This is a genomic window from Motilimonas cestriensis (genome assembly GCF_021295315.1).
GTDB lineage: Bacteria > Pseudomonadota > Gammaproteobacteria > Enterobacterales > CBDFNC01 > Motilimonas > Motilimonas cestriensis.
Genome location: NZ_JAIMJA010000022.1, coordinates 18,872 through 39,012 on the forward strand (window position 1 = coordinate 18,872; position 20,141 = coordinate 39,012).

Here is a 20,141-nt window from a genome sequence, read left to right on the forward strand (position 1 = left end):
TTATTGTTGGTATATAACGCAACTCGAATGATGGATAAGCTAATAGTCTATACCCAATCAACTTGAAGGTGCATGTTTCAGAGCTCCGCCGTATTTTCAATACTAGGACGCTAATGCAGGAATGTAGACACCTTTAAATGAGCGTAACAGCGTAGTGGAAAAGGGCGAAGCCCTCAAAGTGCAGTTACATGCGTTTATGCTACGTGATTTTTGATAAGGGCAAGGTATTACCTGCAATCAATTCAATGTCTTGCCAAAGTGCGTGTAAAATCTTGCTGAAATCAAGCATCTCTAGGTTGCTTAGGTATAGAGCATCAACCCTACCTACAATTTACTTGGGGTAATACTGGCGATTGAACGAAATTCTCTTGTCATATGAGCTTGATCACTAAAGCCAAATTGCTGCGAAACATCAACTAACGTGACTGCTTTATGTTCACGCAAATAGTTAATGGTTTTTTGGACTCGTAAAATGCGCTGGTACTGTTTCGGTGATATTTCCAGCCAACGTTTAAACAGGCGCTCAATTTGTCTTTGGCTCAAGGAAACCTGACTATCTAAGTCTGCTAATGTTGCATCAAGAGCAATATGTTTTAAAGCGAGTTGCAATGATTCAGGAATGACTTGCTTAAGCGCCATGTGCTCTCTCGCCCAGCAGCAAAGAGTGTCGATTCGGCTTTGGTTATTATTTATAAGCTGTAAGTCTGAATAAAGCGCTTTAAGGTCGTCAAAATAGTCAATATTCGCAGTTAGTGGTGTTGGATGATCGAAATGCTGACCTAAGACGCCATAGCCAATGGCAGGATGAAAACGTAAACCTGCCAGTTGTGTGCCGGGGAAAAGACTAATTTGCTCGGAGACCTTGCTGACAGGTTGAAAAATAACGCCTGGTGGCAGCAATTTGCTTCCTATCTTGATGTCTCCGGCAAGGTGGAAAAGTATGCCACTGCTGGCATCGGTATACAGAGACTTTGTTATTGGTTCAGATTGCAATTCAGAGACAGAGGCTGACCATATGCCTTGTAATAATGCGGATAGCTGTCCCGTGGGGTGAGACAGCTCAAAATTTAACGATACATTGGGGGGGTTATTGTGGCTTATAGCTGCCTACCTCTGGCTTGAACGTTTTAACGATTCTATTCCAACTATTGATTGCATTGATAGCAATGGTTAAATCAACTAACCCTTGTTCACCTAACGTCTCAACCGCATTGCTATAAATCTTATCGTCTACCGGCTTACCAAAGGTTAAATGCTCTGCTAGCTCGAGCGAAACAAGTTCAATATGAGTATACAATGGCATATCACGCCATGCATTTAAACCGATAATACGCTCTGAAGTTTCTCCTTGAGCCATTGCGTCTTTACTGTGCATGTCAATACAAAAAGCGCACTGATTAATCTGTGATATTCGCAATTTTACTAACTCCCACACCGCTAGTGTAACTGTATCTGAGGTGCTGAACTGCTCTCGTAGATAGCTTTCTTGCGCCATCAAAATTTGCATCGCTTTGGTCGCTAAGCCCATGTAATTTGCACGTGAAGCCATTGTTTTCTCTCCTTAATGATGGTGAAGCTATACAATAGCTTTTTGCGCAATACTAGGTATTGAATATTTCCGACATAAGGTAGGTTAATGTTCGAACCTAATTACCAGTATCTTTTTTATATAAAAAAATACCATTGACTATGTAACTTATTAACTTTTCGGGTTATTCCCACCAAAAACATAAACATGATCAGCCAACCCATGGCGCCGCCGCTGTAGCCGTCACTGTGTTCTATTTTCGCGACTTTTTCTTCTTTTACTCGGGTTTTAAAGCGCGCGAGTTCAGCGTCTAGGTTTTTAGTCATGTCTGCAACGGCTAAGCTAAAGCCTTCACGTGATTTGTCATTAAGGGTATCGTCAACGCCAATGGCGGTACTTAAACGCTCTATTTGGCTTACACCTGGTGCGCGAAACAGCATTTTTTGGCTGTTAATATCAAATACAGCGGTATCGACAAAGGTTTGCACTGAGTTTTGATTGCCGGGGATCATATACATGCCAACAATGGTCCAATAAAGTAGGGCGGCGTTGTTTTCCAGTGATTGCGTCACTTGGTCGTAAGAGACCAGTGCAATGACGTCGATATCATATAGTCGTCCCACTTGTGAAAGGGTGGTAAAGCCTTGGCCACCTTGCAGATAAGTACTTGGGATCACTTCAATGTGGTCAATATATTCATAACCTGCAAATGATGATTTAACTGTATTGAGCAATGCTATTTGGTCTTTTTCATGAATGGGGTTACGGCTATAGCCCGTTGGTGGCACAAAGGCGATGCCCACCTTGACCGGTAACGTGAGCACGGGGATTTCGGGCTGGTGCTGAGTGCGGCTTTCGGGGTCGGGGTATAAAAAGTCAACCAAGCTACTTGAAATGGTATTTTTACCTACATTATTACTAACAAAGCTACTGCACGCAGCGAGGCCAAATACGCTGATGAGTATTACAAACAGTTTAGTTTTCATTTTTCTTACTAACCTTAACACTATCAATAACAGGTTATTATTAAATGGTAAGTGCACTTAGATAGCAAGTGTGGTTTTACTCCCCCGGGAAAACGGGGGAGCTGAGGATTACTTAATTTAACGTCGCCATTACTGATACAAGTTTATCGAGTAATTCAGGAGAAGTAAGTTGCTGTGCTTCAAGGTCGAAGTTGTCGTAAAAGCTCGGAATGGATAGGCTCCCTTTAACATCGGCAGCAAAATAGGGCGCTGATGTAGTGGCCGCATTAAGCACTGACTGCGCGCCGCCTGGGCCTGGTGAAGTGGCGAGCATGATCACCGGCTTACCTTGAAACACTTTCATGTTAATGCGTGAAGTCCAATCAAATAAATTCTTATAAGCGGCGGTATAGGAGCCGTTGTGCTCAGCAAATGAAATAACGATGGCGTCTGCCGCGCCGATTTTTTTGAAGAATTGCTGGGCGGCTAATGGAATACCGGTCTCATTTTCACGGTCGCTACTGTAAATCGCCATTTCGTAATCGTTAATGTCTAGCAGTTCTACTTCAGCATCTTTAACCAAAGAGGCGGCATAACTAGCCAATTGTTTATTGATAGACTGTTTTGAACTGCTTGCGGCAAAGGCTAATACTTTCATGATATTGCTCCTAAATGTGATGACGTTATTGTATGTTCTGCGCAGCGTCACAAAATGGTGTCAACTGTCTTGAACTGATGAAACTCATTCTATATCTGTTACTCTCATTGATTAATACGGTAAAAGTGGACGAACTGTTTCCATATGACTGGTAATAAGCTGTTTGAAGGCATTGAAATATTTGTGCAAGTTGTAAAGAGCCAAGGTTTTAGCGCGGCGGCAGAGCAATTGGGCCATTCCAGCTCCCACGTGAGTAAGGAAATTACTAAGCTGGAAACGCGTTTGGGGGTTCGCTTATTAAATAGAACCACACGCTCAATCGCCTTGACACCCGAAGGGGAAGCGTATTATCAGTATTGTACTCAGCTGTTGCAGGATGCTGAGTCCGCCATCGCCGCCATTACACAAAACAGTATTGACCCTAAAGGTACGCTCAAGGTCAGTTGCCCGATAGGTTTTAGCGCTCATTATCTGCAACCCATTTTGGCTCAGTTTTTGGACCTTTACCCCAATGTACGCCTGGATTTGGATTTAAGTGATAAGCATATTGATGTGATTGCTGATGGTTACGATTTAGCGATCCGCGCCACACCACAATTGGCAGAGTCGAGCTTGATTTGTAAGCGTATTTTTAAAACTAAGGCTTACGTCATCGCATCGAAAGGTTACCTCGAAAAACAAGGCCGTCCCTATCACCCTAGAGAATTAAATAAACACCATTGTATTTGCTATAGCAATTTAAAAAATCCAACGCGCTGGGAGTTCAGTTCGCAATCCGGGGAGCATTTTAGTGTCGATGTAAAAGAAAAAATGCGCTGCAACAATGGTCAAGCCGAGTTAGACATGGTGCTAGCCGACCAGGGCATTTGTCGTTTACCGGGCTTTTATTTAGATTCCGCCTTTGCTAATGAACAAATTGAAGCGTTGTTCCCTGAATTTATTCAACCGGAAGTGAATGTCTATGCGGTTTATCCCAGCCGCAAACACTTGTCACCTAAAGTGCGTTGTTTTATCGATTTGTTGAGTGAAGCGCTAACGGAAAATTAAAAGCGACCGCTTTGACGAAGGTGTCAAAGCGGGTCCGTGTTTGCTACTTATCTATCTAACCCGAATCTTGGATAAGCGAATATAGTATGTTTTTCTGCAAAAACGCTGTGAATATGTCCCTATAAGCTTTGCGTTTTCATCCCTGAAAACGAAATTTTGCCGTAAAACATACTTTATTTTGCTGTATTAGGCTTAAACAGAACTGAGGTTATCTATTGATTCATAGTGGGCTAAAAACGCCAAGCAATCTTGCTGAAATAAAGGCAATGCCGAGCTGATTTTTTCATGGCTCCAATCCCACCAAGCTAGTTTATCTAAGCGCGGGCCTATATCTGCTTGTTCAAAGCGTGGCCGCAGCACCTTGGCGGGGTTGCCAACCACAATGTGCCACGCCGGCACGTCTTTAGTCACTATGCTGCCTGCGCCAACAATGGCGCCGTTACCTATGGTGATACCCGGCATGATAATGGCGCCGTGACCAATCCATACGTCATGGCCAATATGCACCTTATTTGCAGCGCGCCAATTAAAAATTTCGGGGTCAACGCCGCTTTCTGCCGGGGCTGGCATGGCGTATTTTTGTGGCCGGTAGGTGAAGTGGTGTAAGGTGGGGCGCCACCAAGGATGATTGCTGGGGTTAACCCTGACGTTTGACGCAATAGAGACAAATTTACCCACTTCACATAGGGCTAAGTCAACGTCGTTTTGGGCATAGCTGTAATCGCCAAATTGTACATTATCTAAAAGGCTACGAGCGCCAATTTCGGTCCAAACGCCTAGGGTGCAATTGTGAATTGATGCGCTGTCATGGACACTTGGCGCATTGGAAAGTGATTGCCCTTGATTTACTTTTACGCTTGGTTCAACTTTGCTATTCATCTTTATCATACTCTTGGATTTAGTTAAAAGTTAACGCCATGTCATCATGTCCAACGCTGACATTATCGGGTAGGGGGTCTGTCGCGCTTAGTAGATACAAATCTAGCTCATGGCTAATATGAGTCAGTAGCCAATGGCAGTGTGGTAGCTGCTTGGCTAAGGCTAATACTTGGCGCAAATTGTTATGGTTGCTGTTTTCAACCAAAGGCGAGTAATTGCAATCGATGACAATGTGGCTGGGGGACTTATCCAGCAGTATTTGCCAAGTCTCGTCTGGAATGCCCACCGTGTCGGTTAAATAGGCCAAGCAATGGTTTTGGTATTCAAATAAATAGCCATGGCAAGGTTTTGAATGCTGCATATTCAGTGGCGTGATGGCGAGCTTGTCTAAGCCATCAACATGAAAGGTTTGGCCGTGTTGATTCGGCGCTTGAAATGCGAGCAGGCCCGGGTGTTTATATAAATCATCGCAGCCATTCGGGTCGTTAGGGTGATAAACCGCAATGTTGGGCGCTAAGCCCCAACGTAGCTCAAACAGGGCTTGTACGTGATCCATGTGATAATGGGTTAGCAAGATAGCGTTAATGGTACCAGCGGGGAAACGCTGCATCAGCCGTGGATAATTCGCATCCAATAACAAGGTTTTACCCTCAACCTCAAGTAAACCGGAGCACAGCTTACGCGCCAAATTAGGCTCGGTAAGGGCATTGAGACAAGCCTGACACTCACAGCCATAAACTGGCGCGCCTTGCACACTGCCGGTGCCTAATAAGGTAAATTTCATCGTATACAGAACTCCTGTTGCTGCTGGTTTGATAAACTTTGCTCAGTGGTTTGGCTTTGGATATAGGCCATTAACCGCGCAGTGGTCTCGGTTAGACTGTGATTATTGTCTAAGCGCCAACAGTCCAGTGGTAAGCTGCTTTGGTAATGCTGGTTGCGGGTTAGCCTTGCCATTATCTCGGCTTCAGACTCACGCCCGCGCTGGCGTAACCGCTCGGCTAATACGTCAGCAGATACCTCTAACGCGATCATCCGCAGGCGATCGCCAAACAGTTGCCTTGCCAATGAAATATGTGCACGTGAGCCATTAAACAATACCGAAACGCCATTATTGAGTTGACGGTTAACTTCATTGCCGACGCCGTATTGGTAGCCATTGGCTTGCCATTGCATGGCAAATAACCCTTGTTGCTTTTGTTCACTGAACTCGGTTGACGATAAGGCAATGTGATCTTCGGCCGTGCTATCTGGGGCCCGGGTAATATACCGGGGCGCAATATACAAAGAGCAGCTTAAAGGTTGCTTGCGCAACGCATTGATTAAGCTGTCTTTGCCAGCCCCAGAGGGGCCGACCAGATAGAATAGTTTGGCACTGTGGTTAGCGCTTGCACTATTGTTTGCGCTGAGGCTAGTTGTGTGCATTAAAACACCCGTTCGCCTGTGCGCCATACTTGCATTACTCGTAGGCGATCCTCATTAGGCATTGCCAGCACTAAATCTGCCCGCTTACCTTCTTCGATGCAGCCGCGATCGTCCATTGCCAATGCTTTCGCTGGCGTTTTGCTCACCATTTGAATGGCTTGGCAAAGGTCGTATTGATTATTGCTATCCAGTGCCACTTGATAGGCGGCATCGAGCATGCTGGCAGGATAGTAATCCGACGATAAAATATCCAATACGCCTTCACTGGCCAAGGTTGCTGCAGCCACGTTACCAGAGTGAGACCCGCCGCGCACAATGTTCGGTGCGCCCATCATTACCTGTAAGCCAGCCGCATGAGAAGCTTTAGCGGCGGCCACTGTGGTGGGAAATTCGGCAATACAACAGCCCAAATCCGCAGACTCTTGAGCGTGTGCAACGGTCGCATCATCGTGGCTGGCTAGGGCAAAGCCATGGCGGCGAGCTGAAGCGGCAATGGCTTGGCGGTTTTTATCTGACCATAGCAGTGAAGCTTGGGTTTGTTCGGCTTCAAAGGCGGCCATTTCTTGCACATTTAAGCCGTATTTACCCATGTAGTAGGTGCGGTATTTTTCGCTATCAATAAATTGGCGTTGGCCTGGGGTGTGATCCATTAACGACACCATGGCAATCGGGCTTTTGGCTGTGCCTTGTTGGGTAAATTGTGGGGTAAATTTATTGACTAAGGTTTCAAAGGTTTCAAAGGTGTCGGCATTGGGTAGCTCGCAGCGCAAATGCAGTAAATGTTCGGCGCGATTATGGCCCGCTTGCTGGGTACTGACGATGGTACTTAACATGCGATCAAGGTTGGCTAAGCGGGTGCCTTGATCGTTAATGTAGCCAATGGCGACTGCGTCTAGCACCGTGGTAATACCACTGGCAACCATTAAGGCATCGTGGCTGGCCATGGCGGAATGGCCCGGCCAATTCACTTTTGGTCTCGGGGTAAAAAACTTTTCTAAATTATCGGTGTGCAGTTCAATCAGCCCTGGCAGTAGAAAAGCACCTTGTCCATCAATGGCGCAACTTAGGCTACTTTGCGTATCACTTAGGGTGCAAATTTTACCGTCGCGCACTTCTAATGAGCCGGTGATGATTTGATCGGCCAGTACCATTTTTACATTTGTGATGATCATGAAATTATCCTACGCGGTCGCTAATTGATTGAAATTCAGTTTGATTTTGAGATACAGCTAAGTCAGTGCCACTGGACATGTGATGTAAGCGGTCAGCGACTTGGTCACGCACCCAAGTGTCGTGAAAAATGCCAACAATGGCGGCGCCGCGTGCTTTAGCTTGATTGATTAGCATGATGACTTGCTCAGCGTTGTGTTGGTCGAGTGACGCGGTAGGCTCATCGAGCAACAGCAAGGGATAATCAACGGCAAAGCCACGTGCAATATTGACCCGTTGCTGCTCACCCCCTGAAAATGTTGCCGGTGCGAGTTGCCATAAATGTTCGGGCACATTTAATGTATGCAGTAAATGCTGCGCTTTTTCCTTGGCTTGCTCACGAGGTATGCCATTTTCAAGTTGTGGTTGCATCACGATATCAAGGGCTGAAAGTCGGGGTATGACTCGTAAAAACTGACTCACCCAGCCGATAGTTTGTTGGCGCAGTTTGATTATTTGGCGCGGACTGGCTGTTGCCATATCAAGCCAGGTTGACTCAGTTTGATCACTTTGCTGATGAGCTGGCTGGCGGATCAATAGTTCACCTTGGTCAACTTGGTAGTTGCCATATAGGGTGCGCAATAAGCTCGACTTACCTGAGCCAGAGCTGCCATTGAGAACCACACATTCACCGGCATAAATGGCTAAATTTTGCTGTTGCAGCACCGCTAAGCTGGCCGCTCCTTGGTTATGTAAAACGAAGGTTTTGTTAATGTTTTTTGCAACCATGAAAGGTTCCATGAGGTGACTCCTTCTCTTGTGGCTATTGTTGCAACACCGATGACACCAGTAACTGGGTGTAGGCATGTTGTGGATCGTCTAACACGCGGTCGGTTAGACCCGTTTCAACGACTTGACCTTGCTTCATCACCATAATGCGGTGAGCGAGCAAGCGTGCCACTGCGAGATCATGGGTCACTATGACGACGGCTAAATTAAGTTCAGTCACAAGGTTACGGATCAAATCCAGTAATCTCGCTTGTACCGACACATCTAAGCCGCCAGTAGGCTCATCCATAAACACTAATTTAGGATGAGTGACCAGATTACGGGCAATTTGTAAGCGTTGTTGCATGCCGCCTGAGAACGTAATGGGCAGGTCGTCAATGCGATCCGCGCCTATCTCTACGGCCGTTAGCCAGTTCAATGCTTGGCGACGAATGTCGGCGTAATTACGCGCGCCCACTTCCATTAGCCGCTCGCCGATATTACCGCCAGCGGAAATTCGTGGCCGTAAGCCATCCATTGGGTGCTGGTGGACAATGCCAAAATCCGCGCGCATCAGCTGACGTCTTGCCGCTTCTGATATTTGATACAAGCTGGCTGCTGGCATTTGGCTATTGCCTTGATAAATGACTTCGCCTTGCTGTGGCTCAAGTCGACCTGACAAGGTTTTAAGTAAGGTGGTTTTGCCTGAGCCAGATTCACCGACAATGGCCAATACTTCACCGGGAAATAAATTGAGGTTCACGGGTTCAAAGCCTTTACCGGGCGCGTAAAGTTTACTTAGTCCTTCGGCGCGCAGTAATGGCGCCTCGGCTGGGTCGTTGAATTGCGCGGGTAATGCTTGGGCTAAATTATCCATGAAGCGCCTCCTCAGCTGCGTTTTTTGCCAGTTGCCCTTGGCAATAATCGGTGTCAGAGCAAACAAACATACGCTGACCTTGGTCGTCGATGAGCACTTCATCTAAAAAGCTCGTTTCACTGCCACATAAACTACAGGGTGCTTGCCATTGCTGAATGCTAAAGGGATGGTCCTCAAAATCGAGGCTCGCCACATCGGTATAGGGTGGAATGCAATAGATGCGTTTTTCACGACCGGCACCAAACAGCATTAATGCATTTGATTGATGCATTTTTGGGTTATCAAATTTAGGGATCGGTGAGGGATCCATTAAATAGCGGCCATGCACCATCACGGGGTAGGCATAGCTAGTGGCGATGTAGCCGTATTTGACGATGTCTTCGTAAAGCTTCACTTGCATCGAGCCATACTCGCCCAGCGAGTGCATTTTTTTGGTTTCGGTTTCTCTTGGCTCGATAAAGCGCAGCGGCTCAGGGATCGGTACCTGAAACACTAATATTTGGTCGTTACGCAGTGGTTGCTCAGGAATGCGGTGACGGGTTTGGATCACACTCGCTTTGGCGGTTTCTGTGGTGGTTTCCAAGTGGCATACCTTGGCAAAAAACTGACGAATCGATACTGCATTGGTAGTGTCATCGGCGCCTTGGTCAATCACTTTAAATACGTCATCTTGACCTAAAATAGAGGCACTTAACATGATGCCTCCCGTGCCCCAACCGTAGGGCATGGGCATTTCGCGGCCACCAAACGCGACCTGATAGCCGGGTAGGGCGACGCCTTTTAAAATGGCGCGACGGATCATGCGCTTGGTTTGCTCGTCTAGATAACCAAAGTTATAGTCTTGCTCAGGCTCAGTGGCACTAAAGGTTTGATTAAAGGACTGCATCATTGTGCTCCTGGCTTTGCTTGTGGTGTTTGTCAGCAGAGTCCTCTGCGTGGGCCGGTTGCTGCATTTTTCTAAGTAGCTCTAACTCCGATTGAAAATCAACGTAGTGGGGCAGTTTAAGGTGCGACACAAAACCTGCGGCTTCAACGTTGTCGGCGTGGGCTAAAACAAATTCTTCATCTTGGGCGGGGCCTGCCACCGGCTCGTTGTATTGCTTGGCTTGTAAGGCGCGATCAAGTAGCGCCACGGCCATGGCTTTGCGTTCATTAAAGCCAAACGATAAGCCGTAACCGCGGGTAAAGTGCGGTGGCGCGTCTTCTGGTTTGATAAAACCATTGACCATTTCACATTCAGTTAGCAATACGCTGCCTATCTCGATATTGAAACCGAGCTCTTCGGGGCAAATTTCAATGGGCACTTCGCCGCTGCGAATTTCACCCGCAAACGGGTGATTACGACCATAACCGCGCTGGGTGGAGTAGGCTAATGACAGTAAGTAACCTTCATCGCCACGGCTAAGCTGCTGTAAGCGGGCAGCGCGTGAACAAGGATAACTGATCGCTTGCTCGGTAATGTCAGCGGGGATTTCACCGCTGTCCGATTCAGCTTCGGCAAAGCCTTGTTGCGCTAATAGATCAAATACCTTGCTAAAAGGCGCTGCATTGTTCTCCGCGCTGGCGGATTTAGTTGCTTGTTGAGCGGGTTCGTGATCATTCGTCACGCCTTCTGCTAACAAGCTAAAGTCTAATAAACGATGGCTGTAATCATAAGTCGGACCAAGTTGCTGTCCGCCGGGTAAGTCTTTGTAAATGGCTGAGATACGTCTTTGCACGCGCATTTTCTTACAATCAAGAGGCTGGCAAGTTGTCAACATGGGTAAGGTGGTGCGATATGCACGCAGCAAAAAAATCGCTTCAACCTGATCGCCACTGGCTTGTTTGATAGCCAGCGCGGCCAGTTCACGGTCGTAGATGCCGCCTTCGGTCATCACGCGCTCAACCCCAAGGCTGAGTTGCTGCTCTATTTGCTTAACGCTGAGCTCGGTAATATTGACATCACCACGGCGGCGCTTAGCCTGCAATTGGTGTGCGGCGGCAATGGCTTTCTCACCGCCTTTTACTGCTACATACATGGGATTAACTCCACTTTGGTGGTACGGCTAATGGCTAATAATTGCTGCTGGTGACACAGCAAAATATCAATGCCTAGCGGGTAGGTGTGGCAAGAATTAACCAGATATTCAACTAAGCTCTGGCTTAAGTTACCAAGTTGCACGGTGCGAGAATGCTCAATACCGGGGCCTGTTAATTTAAATTCTGGGCCACAATCAAAACCGTTACTTTGTACTAATAAAGTGGTGCCTGATTCAGGGCTAGTATCGGTGCCACATTTTAGTCTTGCCATGTTGACCCCTTCACTGTGACTGACCACGGCAAAATCGGCATTCACTAAGGCGCTGGGCTTGGTATTGCAATGAAACGTGAGGTTGCGCTGCGCTTGATTGATGGTGGCATCCCCGTCTATTTCTTCTAATCGCGGGCTTAAATACAGCGGCGTATGTTGGTCACATAAGCTCATCAGTATTTGAGTCGCGGATGCACACAGGGGCGCAAAGCCAAGATGCTTGTCTAAGGTAACAATATGACCAGGCTCACTAAGGGCTTTAAGCACTTGGCGAAAGCACGATTGGCTATGCTCTACTGGCTGACTAAAGCCGGGGGCGATAATGCTCATTCGTCTTCTCCTCTGACGACAGTGAAAAAGTCCACCTTAGTGGCGGCTGCTTGGTCACTGGTTTGACGTTGTTGGCGTTGAATAAATTCGGCAAGAGGTTGAATGAGCCCCGCCTGTAAACGTAAGTTGTATTCAGGTTGTTGCAATAATGCATCAGCAATGGCGCCAAGCAGTGCGTGGCGTTTATGGCGGCCTTGTAAATAGCCGTAACCAGTGGTGCCATCTTCTAGTCGCACTGCGGCGCGGGTAATGGTGGTATCAGCAAAGTTAAAACGCTCGCCTGCGCCGCCAATGCGGCCTTGAATGCGGGCAAGACCAATTTCAGGTTGGCGGATCACTTCGCAAGGCGGGTCTAACTCAAGCTGTTGCCAATGTTGTAATAACTGCTCGTACGGTGCATTAGCGATGACGGCGAGCCAATGCTGTCTGGCGCTAATGTTGGTAGTCTCTGTTGGGGTTGAAACGCTCATAATGGATGCTCCAAGCTAAGCTCGACCAGCTCAGCTCTAATGTGTGAAACGGAAAATTCAAATGGCTGATGTTGTTGATCAACATTGATGCTTTGTAAGCGCAGTAGCGGGGTATTGCTGGGCACTTGCAAGCAGGCACTGTCGTTAGCACTGGGTAATTGCGCGCCAATAACCGTGTGCTGACGCTTAAGAGTAATGTGACAATGCTGTTTTAAAAACTGATGCACCGAACCTTCTTGATAGCTGCCTAAGGCGATTTCATGTTCACCTAATTTAAAATGGTGAAACACGAGGCTTACTGGCGTGTCGTCAATAAAGCGCAATGTTTTTAGTTGCACCACTTGGCTAGCAACCGGTATTTGCAGCGCTTCGCTAATGCGTTCACTGGCATGAATTCGACATAAGTTAAGCAATTGGCTAGTCGGCGCCGCGCCAATGTTAAGTAAGTTGTCGGTAAACTTAGCGCCAGCGTGCAGGGGATAGCGCACTGGCTTGCTGAGCACCATTACCCCTTTACCTTGCTGGCGCAGTAACCAACCTTTACCTACTAGCTCGTCAATTGCGCGGCGCAAGGTATGGCGATTAACCTGATAACGCTCGGCTAAGCGTTGCTCGGCAGGAAGGTATTGGCCAGCGTGGTAAGCTTGGCTTATTTCCTGTTCTAAACTCAGTGCGATTTCTTGATAACGTGCCATCTGAATTCTCGATTAATCAGTGTTAGATAAAGAGTTTACGAATACGTTGCGAGCCAAAATCTAACAAACTCACGGTAACAATAATGATCAGCATCACGGCGCACGTTTGCGGAAACATAAAGCCACGAATACTTTCCCATAAAATCACGCCAATCCCGCCAGCTCCGACCATGCCGACCACTGTTGCAGAGCGCACATTGGATTCAAAGCGATACAGTGAAAACGAAATCCACAGTGGTAGCACTTGTGGGATCACGCCATAAACAATCTCTTCAAGCTTGTTTGCGCCCGTTGCTCGTACCCCTTCAACTTGGCCGGGGTCGATGGCTTCAACGGCTTCGGAGTACAATTTTGCCAGTACCCCGGTGGTGTGAATAAATAACGCCATTACACCGGCAAATGGTCCCAGTCCCACAGTGACGACAAACAACATGGCAAAGACCATTTCGTTAATGGCACGCGCCGCGTCCATCAGTCGGCGGGTAGGCTGATAAACCCAAGCTGGCACCATATTTTCAGCGCACATTAAGCCTAGGGGCACAGACAAAATAATAGAAAATAACGTACCCCATAATGCGATATGCAGGGTGATCAGCATTTCTTCGAGATAATAAGAAATGTTTTTAAAGTCAGGTGGAAAAAAGTCGGAAGCAAGCTCGGCCATATTGCCGGCGTCTTTGACTATTTTCATTGGCGCAATTTCTGCCCCTTGCCATGACCAAGATAATACGGCGATAACGAGTGCCCACATGATCAAGGTAAACCAAGACGTACGTGGCGGTGATAAAGGGTCTGCGGCTGCTGCATTCATGATAACTGCCTTACTTGTCTAGATAACTTAAAGTCTAAAAAAGCCGAGCTTACGCTCAGCTTTTGGTTTGGCGACGGACTATTGAGCCATTGCCGTTAGTGCATTTTGTTGACGTGTTAGCTCTGCTAACTCGGCATCGATAACGGCCAATTGGGTGGCTTTTTTCGCTTCATCAATCTCAGTATCGTTTGAGATTTGGATGCGGTTTTTGAATAATACCAATTGACGAATAGGCAGCAGTTGTAGGTCGCTAGAGGCTTTGAAAGGTGCCCATTGCAGCTCTTTAAGAATGGCTAACTCTTTCGCATCGCCCGTGGTGCCGTAGTTCATGAAGAAGTTATAAACCTTGTCTTTGACGTTTTCAGGTAGGTTTTTGCGCCATACGATAGGATCTGAAGGGATTAGCGGTGATTTCCAGATAACTTTCAGCTGAGCAAATTTGTCTGGAGCCGTCTCTTTAAGGCGATCCATGTTTTCAGTGTTGCCTGTCGCCACATCCACTTGCTTAGCTGCAGCGGCCAGTGCGTTAGCTTCGTGGCTTGAGTTCATTGAACGTTTAAATTCTGAAACCGATACATTGTTTTTTGCGAAAACATAGTAAGAAGGCACTAAAAAGCCAGACGTTGAGTTTGGATCGCCGTTACCAAAAATCAGTTCTTGGCGATTTGCTAACACGTCGGCTAGGTTGTTTAATTTGCTATCTTTGTGTGTAACTAGCACGCTCCAGTAACCAGGGTTACCTGTTACATCAACTGTTTGCGCAAAAATTTCACCGCCAGCGCGGTCTACCGCTTCCATCGCTGATTTGTTGCCATACCAAGCCACATCCACTTTGTTAAAGCGCATGCCTTGGATGATGCCTGCATAATCTGGAGCAAAAAAAGCTTTTACCTTATAACCGGTCTTTTGCTCCATCGCTTCTAAAAACGGCTGCCACGAGGTTTTTAGGTTTTGTTGTGATTCAGTCGAAATAATACCGAAGTTGATGGTGTCCATTTGCTCTTCTGCATAGGCGCCAGTTGTTGTCGCAGCACTTGCAATCAAGGTGGTGGCAATAGCCGTTTTTTTGATCAGCTTTAACATGTCTAACACTTCCTTTTTTTGTTTTAATTAGGCTGTTTGAGCCCAGAGTTGTGGTACAGGGGTTTTCGATTTATTGCTTTGTGGTGGTGTTACTTTGGAACCGTAGAGGGCAGCTAGTGTGCCTTCGTCGAGTTGTTCGCTTGGGCCATCAAAAAATACTTCGCCTTTCTTTAGCGCCACTACGCGTGGGCAATAACGAACGGCATAGTCAACTTGGTGTAAGGTCACAACAACTGCGATGCCTTCTTTTTTATTGATGTCGCTGAGAATGTCCATCACGATGCGTGATGACTCTGGGTCTAATGAGGCAATGGGCTCGTCAGCGAGAATGATTTTGGCTTGTTGCATTAAGGCGCGGGCTATGGCGACGCGTTGCTGCTGGCCACCGGATAGGTTTGAAACCCGTTGTGTGGCAAAATCAGCGAGGCCAACGCGTTCAAGGGCGTTCATGGCTTGTTGTTTTTGCGCTAAAGTGAATCGACCGGTTAAACTGCGCCACAGTGGTGTGCTATTTAAGCCGCCAATTAACACGTTTTGCAGCACGCTAAGGCGGGTAACGAGGTTGAATTGCTGAAAGATGTAGCCAGTTTGACAGCGACTGGCGCGAACGGTTTTACAAAACTTACCGTTTTTCTGTACCGGCACACCTAGCACTTCAATATAACCATTACTTGGTTTGTCATTCACGGTCTTGTCGCCGCAAACTAAGCCATTTAGATGGCGTAAAAGGGTCGATTTACCAGAGCCTGACGGTCCTAGAAGGGCAACCATTTCCCCCTGTTCAACACTCAATCCCACATTTTTTAATGCATGATTGTTAGCAAAATGTTTGTTCAGTTGTTGTACTGAGATGACCTGCTTATTCATAACTCAATTCCGTCTCGGGTTTGGTTACAAATTAAGCGTGAAATATGACAATTGGCTTATCTAGATAAGTCAGTTTAGTTAATGTTTTGTGGTAATTTGGTGAAGGTGATGAATTAAGCCAAAACCGAACGTTTTGGCGATAAAAAATATACGTATTACTGAATATCTATTTTCTTTGCCAGTGCGGATGCAAACGCTTGATAGCCCTTGCTATTTAAATGAACAGCGTCGGATTTCATTGTTTTTTGGTCCAGTAAGTCACTTAACACATTTAACTCAGCAACCAATTGGTGGCGCTCGGCTAATTCTTCGTACAAAGGAACGGACGATAAAAAGATTGCCGGTTTGGGTACGCCAACCAAGATAACTTCAGCATGGTATGACTTGATCAGGTTGATCATTTGTTCTAGGTTTCGTTCTAATTCGGACAGGGGCAATTTACGCAGTAAATCGTTACCACCATAACAAAGAATCACTAAATCGGGTGCGGTCTCATTAAGTATGGCTTCTAAACGCGCTAACCCCTGCGCGCTGGTTTCACCTGAAACGCCCTTATTAATGACGGATACACCAAGTTGCTGGCTGAGTATACTTGGATAACTTTCAGTGGGACTGGCGCCGATACCTTGAGTTAAGCTATCACCGAAAGCAACAATCAGGCTATCTTGTGTCAATTTAATTTTTTGGCTGCTATCAGAGCATGCTGTAATAAGACAGCAAAAACCAAGGATTAAAAAGTACCAAACACGCAGTGGTAAAGTTCTCATTTAGGTTTCCGTTTAATTACTCTGTTTTATCATGCAGCCATAATAACGCAGCCTGCTCATCATGAAATGTTTTAATATCTCCTGAAATAAACCAGCTTCCAACCTTAGCAGCCAAGTCTTGCCAATCTTTATGGCCAACAATGGCTATCTTACTAAATTGCGCACCATGTTTTAGGCCAAGCTTAAAATCGTCCCACGCCGCTCTTAGCTCCCAGCCCTGAAATTGGCTGATATCGGCAAGTACTTTTACGTCGGCTTGGGGAACTTGTTTGATTGCCGCCTCTAGCATCGGAGTGATTAACTCATAATCTTGGTGAGTTAATTTACCGGTGGCAGTTAAAGTCATGAATATTTGTTGGTCGATACGATCAATCCCAATGGCTAGACCATGCTTTTGAGTATTTTTGTTGTTCATGTGAACCTCGTTTTATAAATGATGTCATGTAAAGCATAGTGTGCTTTGAGCAATGGGTGTTGTGATGAGGGATTGGTGTATTTGTGATGTTTTTCGCTCGATGCTTTGCTTAGTAACTATACTAAGCAACAATACATAGAGGGAGGTGACGGTGAATAATGACCCAGTGCTCAGTGCGTTTGCGGTGAGACAAGCAGAACACGCATGGGCAAACCAACATGGTGGGCAGACTTGGCCGTTAATGGTGCGCGCTAGCGAAAGCTTTGTGCGTCACTTTTTCCCCTGCTTGCGCCAAGGTGATCGACCTAACCCCTTGCTTGAGGTGGTCATTGTGGTTGGTCGCGGTAATAACGGTGGTGATGGCTATTATATTGGTAAGCTACTATTAGACGCAGGCATAAACGTTTGTCTTGTTGCGCCCCTTGGAGCTCCTAAGATAGGGGTTGATGCCGAGCGTGCGGCGCAAAGTTTTCACCAAGCTGGCGGAGTGGTGTTATCTGAGTTGCCTGCAGTCTTAAATCACACTCGACAATCTATTCCAGAATCTGGTTCAGAAGTGGTGGTTATTGACGCCTTGTTTGGCAGCGGTTTATCAAATCCGTTGAGCGCTGAATGTATCGCCTTGATACAGCATATAAATAGTCAATTTTCGACTATTTATTCGGTTGATGTACCCAGTGGTTTACATGCTGATACGGGCCAAGCCATGCCTGTTGCTGTTAATGCCCGCGCCACTCATAGTTTCATTGCTTGGAAACCCGGTTTGCTCACGGGGGATGGCCCTGCTTATTCTGGTCAATTGTCCCTCGATAACTTAGGTATAGCCTCTAACGGGTCGTGGTTCAGAAATACCGACGTCGCACTGCCTAATCGTTTTGGCAACACCCACAAGAGTAAACATGGTGAGGTTAGAGTCGTCGGTGGCCATCAGAACATGGCTGGTGCCGCGCTAATCGCGACTCAAGCAGCTCTGAATGCCGGAGCAGGTAGAGTGTATTTACACTGCGACCCTCGTTATTTTGCTGCCAGCGTATCGCATAGCCCAGAAATTATGCTGCTCGATCATATCGACTTTCATGATAGACAATCAATCTGGGTAGTCGGTCCCGGTCTAGGGCGTGATTTACACGCCGACCAAGTGATGAAACAATTTATCTGTCCCGATCATCATTTAGCACCGTGGCGCGGCGTGCTTGATGCTGACGCACTCAGATATATCGCTAGAGTGCCCCAATTTAATGCTGGCAATTGTGTGTTGACGCCCCATGAGGGGGAAGCAGCTGATTTATTGGGCTGGTCTATTGATTGCGTGCAACAAGACAGAGCTGCAGCGGCATTGGCTTTAAGTGTAAAGTTTCAAACCGTGGTGGTACTTAAAGGCGCCGGTACATTGGTGTGTGAGGGGGAAAGGCTCATATTTTGTCATACGGGTACGCCAGCCATGGCCACTGCAGGTATGGGGGATTGTTTGGCAGGGGTGATCGGGGCATTAATGGCGCAAGGCTTATCAGCGTTTGATGCAGCTATTTGCGGCGTAAACTGGCATGCCAGCCTAGGTGCAATCCTTGCCAACACGCAGCGAGTGGTGCTCGCAAGTGATATCATTGCTAAGCTTAAATACCAATACAAAGCTTAATTGTGTCCGTTGCACATCAATTGCGCAAAACACAAAAGTAAGCTCCTTATACTGGTGCAGCCTAGGCTATTGCAATTGATAATCCTATATAAATCAATGCTTATTACGTTGGCTTAAATCTTGCTCTATTCCTCAATATAGATAAATACAGCTGCACTATATTTGGGAGAGAACAGATGCAAGATACACTAACCGTGGTTTTAGCTGGTGGGATGGGGTCAAGATTAAGCCCGTTGACCGATGATCGTGCAAAACCCGCTGTGCCATTTGGCGGCAAATACCGGATTATTGATTTTACTCTGACTAACTGTCTGCATTCTGGTTTGCGCCGAATATTAGTGCTGACGCAATACAAGTCGCATTCACTGCAAAAACACTTACGCGATGCTTGGTCGATTTTTAACCCTGAGTTAGGTGAATATATCACCGTGGTCCCGCCGCAAATGCGTAAAGGTGGAAAATGGTACGAAGGCACAGCCGATGCCATTTATCATAACTTGTGGTTGCTTTCACGCAGTGGTGCTAAGTATGTGGTGGTGCTCTCTGGCGATCATATCTACCGAATGGATTACGCGCCGATGCTTGAAGAGCACAAAGCGAATAACGCAGAGTTGACCATTGCCTGTATGGAGGTTGCAAAAGAAGAAGCAAAAGAGTTTGGCGTGATGGCGATAGATAACCAGCAGCGCATCGTGTCATTTGTTGAGAAACCTAGCAATCCACCGGCCATGCCCAACGATCCCGATCGTAGCCTTGCATCAATGGGAGTTTATATTTTTAACATCAGCACGTTAACTCAAGCTTTGATTGAAGATGCAGAGAATCATGATTCTAGCCATGATTTTGGCAAAGATATCATTCCAAAACTGATTGATCGAGAAAGTGTTTATGCTTATCAATTTGGTAATGATAAAGGCAGGGTCGCCAAAGATTGTTACTGGCGTGATGTCGGAACCATAGATTCATTCTATGACGCCAATATGGATTTACTTGAGCCGGTGCCGCCATTGAACTTATATCAATCCGACTGGCCAGTGCGCACTTATGAAGTGCAGTTCCCGCCGGCGCGAACGGTTTCTTCTGATACGGGTAATGAAGGTATTTTTATTAACTCGATCATCGCCAATGGCGTTATTAATTCAGGCGCCTCAGTGCAACGCTCGGTTATTTCAACTAACGTTAGGATCAATGATGGTGCAACCATAGTAGACAGTATTCTATTTGATGGGGTGCGAGTAGGTAAGGGGTGTCAGCTTGCGAATTGTATTATCGACAAGCATGTCGTGATCCCGGCTAATACGCAAATTGGCATTAATAAAGGAGAGGATGCCAAGCGCTTCCACATTTCAGAAAAAGGCGTGGTGGTGGTACCAGAGAGTTATCAGTTTGACTGATATGTACTAGCTCAGACATAATCTGAGCTTCCTCATCTAGGGCTGCGCGAAACACAGCCTTAAGCACTTTGAAAAGGACTCGTCATT

At 46.6% G+C, this 20,141-nt stretch carries 23 protein-coding genes; 3 read left to right on the top strand and 20 right to left on the bottom strand.

Annotation, left to right across the window (positions count from 1 at the left end; genetic code table 11):
• Positions 1 to 324: 324 nt before the first annotated feature.
• From K6Y31_RS17735 to K6Y31_RS17750, 4 genes are all read right to left on the bottom strand, one after another.
• Entirely contained in the window at positions 325 to 900 is a 576-nt protein-coding gene (locus tag K6Y31_RS17735; protein ID WP_233054260.1) for a helix-turn-helix domain-containing protein, read from the bottom strand.
• A 187-nt stretch (positions 901 to 1,087) separates the two neighbouring features.
• Complete coding sequence (locus K6Y31_RS17740) at positions 1,088 to 1,549, bottom strand: carboxymuconolactone decarboxylase family protein (RefSeq protein ID WP_233054261.1); 462 nt, start codon at positions 1,547 to 1,549, stop codon at positions 1,088 to 1,090.
• A gap of 116 nt (positions 1,550 to 1,665) precedes the next feature.
• A complete protein-coding gene (gene rhlP, locus K6Y31_RS17745) occupies positions 1,666 to 2,514 on the bottom strand; it encodes a rhombotarget lipoprotein (protein WP_233054262.1) in 849 nt (282 codons plus the stop codon).
• 112 nt (positions 2,515 to 2,626) lie between these two features.
• On the bottom strand, positions 2,627 to 3,151 hold the full coding sequence (locus K6Y31_RS17750; protein WP_233054263.1) for an NADPH-dependent FMN reductase: 525 nt from the start codon (positions 3,149 to 3,151) through the stop codon (positions 2,627 to 2,629).
• 144 nt (positions 3,152 to 3,295) lie between these two features.
• Here K6Y31_RS17750 and K6Y31_RS17755 point away from each other — a divergent pair, with 144 nt between their 5' ends.
• Positions 3,296 to 4,198, top strand: coding sequence for a LysR family transcriptional regulator (locus tag K6Y31_RS17755; protein WP_233054264.1), 903 nt, complete (start codon positions 3,296 to 3,298; stop codon positions 4,196 to 4,198).
• A 192-nt stretch (positions 4,199 to 4,390) separates the two neighbouring features.
• Here K6Y31_RS17755 and K6Y31_RS17760 read toward each other — a convergent pair whose 3' ends face one another.
• The 16 genes from K6Y31_RS17760 to K6Y31_RS17835 form a co-directional block, all read right to left on the bottom strand.
• On the bottom strand, positions 4,391 to 5,077 hold the full coding sequence (locus K6Y31_RS17760; protein WP_233054265.1) for a DapH/DapD/GlmU-related protein: 687 nt from the start codon (positions 5,075 to 5,077) through the stop codon (positions 4,391 to 4,393).
• Positions 5,078 to 5,096: 19 nt separating this feature from the next.
• A complete protein-coding gene (phnP, locus tag K6Y31_RS17765) occupies positions 5,097 to 5,861 on the bottom strand; it encodes a phosphonate metabolism protein PhnP (protein ID WP_233054266.1) in 765 nt (254 codons plus the stop codon).
• Positions 5,858 to 6,502 carry a ribose 1,5-bisphosphokinase gene (gene phnN, locus K6Y31_RS17770; protein WP_233054267.1) on the bottom strand — a complete coding sequence of 215 codons (645 nt, stop codon included), beginning with the start codon at positions 6,500 to 6,502 and terminating at the stop codon, positions 5,858 to 5,860. Before phnN ends, phnP begins: the two co-directional genes overlap by 4 nt.
• The gene (phnM, locus tag K6Y31_RS17775) at positions 6,502 to 7,674 is read right to left on the bottom strand and encodes an alpha-D-ribose 1-methylphosphonate 5-triphosphate diphosphatase (RefSeq protein WP_233054268.1); all 1,173 of its coding nucleotides are present in this window, start codon (positions 7,672 to 7,674) and stop codon (positions 6,502 to 6,504) included. Before phnM ends, phnN begins: the two co-directional genes overlap by 1 nt.
• 4 nt (positions 7,675 to 7,678) lie before the next feature.
• Complete coding sequence (gene phnL, locus K6Y31_RS17780; RefSeq protein WP_233054269.1) at positions 7,679 to 8,452, bottom strand: phosphonate C-P lyase system protein PhnL; 774 nt, start codon at positions 8,450 to 8,452, stop codon at positions 7,679 to 7,681.
• A gap of 22 nt (positions 8,453 to 8,474) precedes the next feature.
• On the bottom strand, positions 8,475 to 9,296 hold the full coding sequence (phnK, locus tag K6Y31_RS17785) for a phosphonate C-P lyase system protein PhnK (RefSeq protein WP_232801358.1): 822 nt from the start codon (positions 9,294 to 9,296) through the stop codon (positions 8,475 to 8,477).
• Positions 9,289 to 10,185, bottom strand: a complete 897-nt coding sequence (locus K6Y31_RS17790) for an alpha-D-ribose 1-methylphosphonate 5-phosphate C-P-lyase PhnJ (protein ID WP_282560203.1) — start codon at positions 10,183 to 10,185, stop codon at positions 9,289 to 9,291. Before K6Y31_RS17790 ends, phnK begins: the two co-directional genes overlap by 8 nt.
• On the bottom strand, positions 10,169 to 11,314 hold the full coding sequence (locus K6Y31_RS17795) for a carbon-phosphorus lyase complex subunit (RefSeq protein ID WP_233054270.1): 1,146 nt from the start codon (positions 11,312 to 11,314) through the stop codon (positions 10,169 to 10,171). The genes K6Y31_RS17790 and K6Y31_RS17795 overlap by 17 nt, the downstream gene beginning before the upstream one ends.
• Positions 11,305 to 11,916 (bottom strand): phosphonate C-P lyase system protein PhnH, encoded by a 612-nt coding sequence (gene phnH, locus K6Y31_RS17800; RefSeq protein ID WP_233054271.1) that lies wholly within the window; start codon positions 11,914 to 11,916, stop codon positions 11,305 to 11,307. Before phnH ends, K6Y31_RS17795 begins: the two co-directional genes overlap by 10 nt.
• The gene (gene phnG, locus K6Y31_RS17805) at positions 11,913 to 12,386 is read right to left on the bottom strand and encodes a phosphonate C-P lyase system protein PhnG (protein WP_233054272.1); all 474 of its coding nucleotides are present in this window, start codon (positions 12,384 to 12,386) and stop codon (positions 11,913 to 11,915) included. The genes phnH and phnG overlap by 4 nt, the downstream gene beginning before the upstream one ends.
• Complete coding sequence (gene phnF / locus K6Y31_RS17810) at positions 12,383 to 13,081, bottom strand: phosphonate metabolism transcriptional regulator PhnF (RefSeq protein ID WP_233054273.1); 699 nt, start codon at positions 13,079 to 13,081, stop codon at positions 12,383 to 12,385. The genes phnG and phnF overlap by 4 nt, the downstream gene beginning before the upstream one ends.
• A 22-nt stretch (positions 13,082 to 13,103) precedes the next feature.
• Positions 13,104 to 13,892: a phosphonate ABC transporter, permease protein PhnE gene (gene phnE / locus K6Y31_RS17815; protein ID WP_233054274.1), complete on the bottom strand. Its 789-nt coding sequence runs from the start codon at positions 13,890 to 13,892 to the stop codon at positions 13,104 to 13,106.
• A gap of 78 nt (positions 13,893 to 13,970) precedes the next feature.
• Positions 13,971 to 14,975 (bottom strand): phosphonate ABC transporter substrate-binding protein, encoded by a 1,005-nt coding sequence (phnD, locus tag K6Y31_RS17820; RefSeq protein WP_233054275.1) that lies wholly within the window; start codon positions 14,973 to 14,975, stop codon positions 13,971 to 13,973.
• Between the two features lie 27 nt (positions 14,976 to 15,002).
• Positions 15,003 to 15,842 carry a phosphonate ABC transporter ATP-binding protein gene (gene phnC / locus K6Y31_RS17825; protein WP_233054276.1) on the bottom strand — a complete coding sequence of 280 codons (840 nt, stop codon included), beginning with the start codon at positions 15,840 to 15,842 and terminating at the stop codon, positions 15,003 to 15,005.
• 155 nt (positions 15,843 to 15,997) lie between these two features.
• Positions 15,998 to 16,609, bottom strand: coding sequence for an arylesterase (locus K6Y31_RS17830; protein WP_233054277.1), 612 nt, complete (start codon positions 16,607 to 16,609; stop codon positions 15,998 to 16,000).
• A 16-nt stretch (positions 16,610 to 16,625) separates the two neighbouring features.
• Positions 16,626 to 17,024, bottom strand: a complete 399-nt coding sequence (locus tag K6Y31_RS17835; protein ID WP_233054278.1) for a SpoIIAA family protein — start codon at positions 17,022 to 17,024, stop codon at positions 16,626 to 16,628.
• Between the two features lie 151 nt (positions 17,025 to 17,175).
• Here K6Y31_RS17835 and K6Y31_RS22460 point away from each other — a divergent pair, with 151 nt between their 5' ends.
• The gene (locus K6Y31_RS22460) at positions 17,176 to 18,660 is read left to right on the top strand and encodes an NAD(P)H-hydrate dehydratase (RefSeq protein WP_233054279.1); all 1,485 of its coding nucleotides are present in this window, start codon (positions 17,176 to 17,178) and stop codon (positions 18,658 to 18,660) included.
• Between the two features lie 176 nt (positions 18,661 to 18,836).
• A complete protein-coding gene (glgC, locus tag K6Y31_RS17845) occupies positions 18,837 to 20,054 on the top strand; it encodes a glucose-1-phosphate adenylyltransferase (RefSeq protein ID WP_233054280.1) in 1,218 nt (405 codons plus the stop codon).
• Positions 20,055 to 20,141 lie beyond the last annotated feature (87 nt).

Bases quoted from the DNA above. Each gene is read 5' to 3' on its own strand.
- K6Y31_RS17755 (WP_233054264.1), top strand. From the start codon at position 3,296: ATGACTGGTAATAAGCTGTTTGAAGGCATTGAAATATTTGTGCAAGTT.
- phnC (WP_233054276.1), bottom strand. From the start codon at position 15,842: ATGAATAAGCAGGTCATCTCAGTACAACAACTGAACAAACATTTTGCT.
- phnG (WP_233054272.1), bottom strand. From the start codon at position 12,386: ATGAGCGTTTCAACCCCAACAGAGACTACCAACATTAGCGCCAGACAG.
- phnP (WP_233054266.1), bottom strand. From the start codon at position 5,861: ATGAAATTTACCTTATTAGGCACCGGCAGTGTGCAAGGCGCGCCAGTT.
- K6Y31_RS17795 (WP_233054270.1), bottom strand. From the start codon at position 11,314: ATGTATGTAGCAGTAAAAGGCGGTGAGAAAGCCATTGCCGCCGCACAC.
- phnM (WP_233054268.1), bottom strand. From the start codon at position 7,674: ATGATCATCACAAATGTAAAAATGGTACTGGCCGATCAAATCATCACC.
- K6Y31_RS17790 (WP_282560203.1), bottom strand. From the start codon at position 10,185: ATGATGCAGTCCTTTAATCAAACCTTTAGTGCCACTGAGCCTGAGCAA.
- phnN (WP_233054267.1), bottom strand. From the start codon at position 6,502: ATGCACACAACTAGCCTCAGCGCAAACAATAGTGCAAGCGCTAACCAC.
- rhlP (WP_233054262.1), bottom strand. From the start codon at position 2,514: ATGAAAACTAAACTGTTTGTAATACTCATCAGCGTATTTGGCCTCGCT.
- phnK (WP_232801358.1), bottom strand. From the start codon at position 9,296: ATGGATAATTTAGCCCAAGCATTACCCGCGCAATTCAACGACCCAGCC.
- glgC (WP_233054280.1), top strand. From the start codon at position 18,837: ATGCAAGATACACTAACCGTGGTTTTAGCTGGTGGGATGGGGTCAAGA.
- K6Y31_RS17740 (WP_233054261.1), bottom strand. From the start codon at position 1,549: ATGGCTTCACGTGCAAATTACATGGGCTTAGCGACCAAAGCGATGCAA.
- phnE (WP_233054274.1), bottom strand. From the start codon at position 13,892: ATGAATGCAGCAGCCGCAGACCCTTTATCACCGCCACGTACGTCTTGG.
- phnL (WP_233054269.1), bottom strand. From the start codon at position 8,452: ATGGAACCTTTCATGGTTGCAAAAAACATTAACAAAACCTTCGTTTTA.
- K6Y31_RS17835 (WP_233054278.1), bottom strand. From the start codon at position 17,024: ATGAACAACAAAAATACTCAAAAGCATGGTCTAGCCATTGGGATTGAT.
- phnH (WP_233054271.1), bottom strand. From the start codon at position 11,916: ATGAGCATTATCGCCCCCGGCTTTAGTCAGCCAGTAGAGCATAGCCAA.
- K6Y31_RS17830 (WP_233054277.1), bottom strand. From the start codon at position 16,609: ATGAGAACTTTACCACTGCGTGTTTGGTACTTTTTAATCCTTGGTTTT.
- K6Y31_RS17750 (WP_233054263.1), bottom strand. From the start codon at position 3,151: ATGAAAGTATTAGCCTTTGCCGCAAGCAGTTCAAAACAGTCTATCAAT.
- K6Y31_RS17760 (WP_233054265.1), bottom strand. From the start codon at position 5,077: ATGAATAGCAAAGTTGAACCAAGCGTAAAAGTAAATCAAGGGCAATCA.
- phnF (WP_233054273.1), bottom strand. From the start codon at position 13,081: ATGGCACGTTATCAAGAAATCGCACTGAGTTTAGAACAGGAAATAAGC.
- phnD (WP_233054275.1), bottom strand. From the start codon at position 14,975: ATGTTAAAGCTGATCAAAAAAACGGCTATTGCCACCACCTTGATTGCA.